Here is a 2,865-nt window from a genome sequence, read left to right as displayed (position 1 = left end):
GGGCCGTCGCACCACACCGGTGCGGCGGCCCCCGGCCGTTCCCGCACGCCCGACCGTTCCCGCGTCTTGTGCCGCAGCGCACCCCCGGCCGTTCCCGCGCGCTCGGCCGCACCGCACCCCTCAGCGGATCCGCGTCGCCCCCCGCCCGCGCACCGGGTGGGCGCCCAGCGGCCCGGCCGCCGCCCCGACTCCCGCCCCCGCTCCCGCCCCGGGCCCAGTCGGCGGCGTCGCCACGGTGTCCCGCAGCGTCAGCAGGATCTCCCCGTCGTACCGCTCCGCCAGCAGCCGGGTGAGCTCGGCGGCGCAGCCCGGCCGCACCGCCGGGGCGAGTTCGGGCAGCCGCCCCGGGTCGCTGAGGTCCTCGGCCTCGGCGGCCCAGCGCGCCGCGTCGCCCCGTTCGCCCTCGGCGGCGTAGTGGACGGCCAGGCAGTGGACGGCCAGCTGGTCGCCGTACTGGGCGGCGATCCGCCACCAGAAGACCCCGTCGGCCGTGCGGCCCATGCCGTAGAGCAGGCAGCCGAGGGTGCGGAAGGCGGCCTTCTCGGCGAGTTCGAGGTCCAGGGCCAGTTCGCCGGGCTCGACCGCGCCCGCCACCCCCGCGCACAGGTGGCGCAGGTCCCGCCGCAGTTCGGCCCGCCCGCCGGACCGGAGGTGGTCCCCGGCGGCCCCGGCGTGCGGCGGCCGGGCGACGGCGGGGGGCCGGGCGGGGCGCTCGCGGCCGGTCGGGGCGGCCCGGCGGGCGGCGGCCAGCCGTTCGGCCAGCCGACGGGTGAAGGCCACCGGGTCGTGGTCGCGGAACTCCTCGTCCAGCTCGGCGGCGTGCGCGCGCAGCAGCTCGGTGACCCTCATGTCGCCTGCCCGTCGTCCGGGTGTTCCAGCAGGTACTCCAGGTGGCGCCGCCCGAGGCTGTAGTAGGTGCGGGCGGTGGTGTGGGCGATGCCGAGCGCCCGGCCGATGTCGGGGTAGGAGGTGCCCGCCTGGCGCAGCCGGACCACGTCGGCCTGGACGGGCGCGGCGCGCGCGAGGGCGTCCATCGCCCAGTCCAGGGCGTCCAGTTCGGCGAGCTCCTCCAGCTCGTCCTGGCTGGTGTCGGGGCGGCGCTGGGCGATCACCCGGAGCCGCTTGCGCTCGGCCCGGCCGCGTTCGCGCAGGACGTCGACCACCGCGTCCTTGACGATCTTGAAGGCGAAGGCCTGCGGGTCCGCGCTGGCCAGGGCCCGGCGCCAGTTCCGGTAGAGCGTGGTGCCGGCGTTCTGCACGGCGTCCTGGGCGTCCTCGCGGTGGCGCAGGCGCTGCCGGGCGTAGCGGAGGTAGCCGGTGTTCTCGCGGGTGAAGAACGCCTCGAAGTCGTTCGGCAGGTCGTCGAGCGGGTCCGCCCGAAGGCCCCGCTCCTCCCCCGGCCCGGGAGTGTTCACACGCGCCCCCTTCTCCTGGGTCAGCTGGCCGGCCCACCGGTTGGCACGCCGACGGCCCGTTTCGGGGCTCGTGGTGTAACCGTCCGGGAGGGGCGGGTTGTCGACCGGATCGGGCGGACATTTGGGAACAATTCTGTTCACTTTCGAACCAGGCCGCTGACCTGCCCGTTCGTGGGGGCGAACGGGCGCCCGACCACCCCGGAGTGACCCAGATCACACTCGTTCGGATGGCGGCTTGACAAGCCCCGACGACTACCCCCGACGACCGCCCACCCGGCGACCGCCCTACGGCGCCGGCTGCACGTCCGCCGAGTCCAGCGCGACGGTCACCCGCTCCAGCAGCACCCGCAGCGCGGCCAGGTCCTCGACCGGCAGCCCGGTGGCCGTGAGCAGCCGGCGCGGCACCTGCCCGGCCCGCTCGCGCAGCGCCGCCCCCTCGGCGGTGAGGCTGACGGTCACCGACCGCTCGTCCTCCGGGCTGCGCTCGCGGCACACCAGTCCGGCTGCCTCCAGGCGCTTGAGCAGCGGGGAGAGGGTGCCGGAGTCGAGCCGCAGGCGCTCGCCGAGCCGCTTGACGGGCAGCTCGCCGTCCTCCCAGAGCACCAGCATGACCAGGTACTGCGGGTAGGTGAGCCCGAGGTCCCGGAGCAGGACCCGGTAGACGCCGCCGAAGGCGCGGGAGGCGGCGTTGAGCGAGAAGCAGATCTGCTGGTCGAGGCGGAGCAGTTCCTCGTCCGCCATGCCGGGGAGCGTGGTCATGACCCCATGGTACCGATCGCCGTCGCGCCATCTAGTTGTGCACAACTGAATTGCGTGCTCTACTTATGGAGCAGTCGGCAGCCGGACCTCCACGGAGGGCCGGACGGCCGCCGGAACAGGACGACTCCGCCCGCCCCCGCGCACCGCGACGCACCGCGGACCGCGCACCACGAAGGGACCCACCATGGACGCGCTCTACACCGCCGCCGCCACCGCCAACGGCCGCGAGGGCCGCGCCGTCAGCTCGGACGGCCAGCTGGACCTCGCCCTGGCGATGCCGCCCGCACTCGGCGGCAGCGGCCAGGGCACCAACCCCGAGCAGCTGTTCGCCGCCGGTTACGCCGCCTGCTTCGCCAGCGCCCTCGGCCTGGTCGGCCGGCAGGCCCGGGTGGACACCAGCGAGGTCTCGGTGACCGCCGAGGTGTCCATCGGCAAGGACGGCGCGGGCTTCGGCCTGGCCGTCGTGCTGCGCGTCGAGCTGCCCGAGGCGCTCGCGGGCGAGGGCGGCGAGCTGCTGGTCAAGCAGGCGCACGAGGTCTGCCCGTACTCCCGCGCCACCCGGGGCAACATCCCGGTCGAGCTCGTCGTCGAGTAACACCGCCGGGCAACACCCGCCCCGGGGCGGACCCCGGACAGGCAACGGGCAGGCTCCGGGGGGGGCCCAACGATCCGCCCGGAGCCTGCCCACCCC

General features: G+C 75.7%; 4 protein-coding genes. 1 reads left to right on the top strand and 3 read right to left on the bottom strand.

Annotation, left to right across the window (positions count from 1 at the left end):
• Positions 1-120: 120 nt before the first annotated feature.
• From ACFXPX_RS43700 to ACFXPX_RS43690, 3 genes are all read right to left on the bottom strand, one after another.
• Positions 121-849, bottom strand: coding sequence for a hypothetical protein (locus ACFXPX_RS43700; protein WP_380528545.1), 729 nt, complete (start codon positions 847-849; stop codon positions 121-123).
• Positions 846-1,415 carry an RNA polymerase sigma factor gene (locus tag ACFXPX_RS43695; protein WP_375887037.1) on the bottom strand — a complete coding sequence of 190 codons (570 nt, stop codon included), beginning with the start codon at positions 1,413-1,415 and terminating at the stop codon, positions 846-848. Before ACFXPX_RS43695 ends, ACFXPX_RS43700 begins: the two co-directional genes overlap by 4 nt.
• 285 nt (positions 1,416-1,700) lie before the next feature.
• Positions 1,701-2,174 (bottom strand): MarR family winged helix-turn-helix transcriptional regulator, encoded by a 474-nt coding sequence (locus ACFXPX_RS43690; RefSeq protein WP_380645103.1) that lies wholly within the window; start codon positions 2,172-2,174, stop codon positions 1,701-1,703.
• A gap of 184 nt (positions 2,175-2,358) precedes the next feature.
• On the opposite strand from ACFXPX_RS43690, the gene ACFXPX_RS43685 reads away from it, so the two are divergent.
• Positions 2,359-2,769, top strand: a complete 411-nt coding sequence (locus ACFXPX_RS43685) for an organic hydroperoxide resistance protein (protein WP_360245460.1) — start codon at positions 2,359-2,361, stop codon at positions 2,767-2,769.
• Positions 2,770-2,865: the final 96 nt, after the last annotated feature.

The sequence above is a fragment of the Kitasatospora sp. NPDC059146 genome, from assembly GCF_042786665.1.
Taxonomy (GTDB): Bacteria; Actinomycetota; Actinomycetes; order Streptomycetales; family Streptomycetaceae; genus Kitasatospora.
Note: the sequence above shows the minus strand (reverse complement) of the source record. Positions and strands in the feature narration are given on the sequence as shown.

What these genes read in the sequence shown, in the direction of transcription:
- ACFXPX_RS43700 (WP_380528545.1), bottom strand. Translation starts at nt 849, where the DNA reads ATGAGGGTCACCGAGCTGCTGCGCGCGCACGCCGCCGAGCTGGACGAG.
- ACFXPX_RS43690 (WP_380645103.1), bottom strand. Translation starts at nt 2,174, where the DNA reads ATGACCACGCTCCCCGGCATGGCGGACGAGGAACTGCTCCGCCTCGAC.
- ACFXPX_RS43685 (WP_360245460.1), top strand. Translation starts at nt 2,359, where the DNA reads ATGGACGCGCTCTACACCGCCGCCGCCACCGCCAACGGCCGCGAGGGC.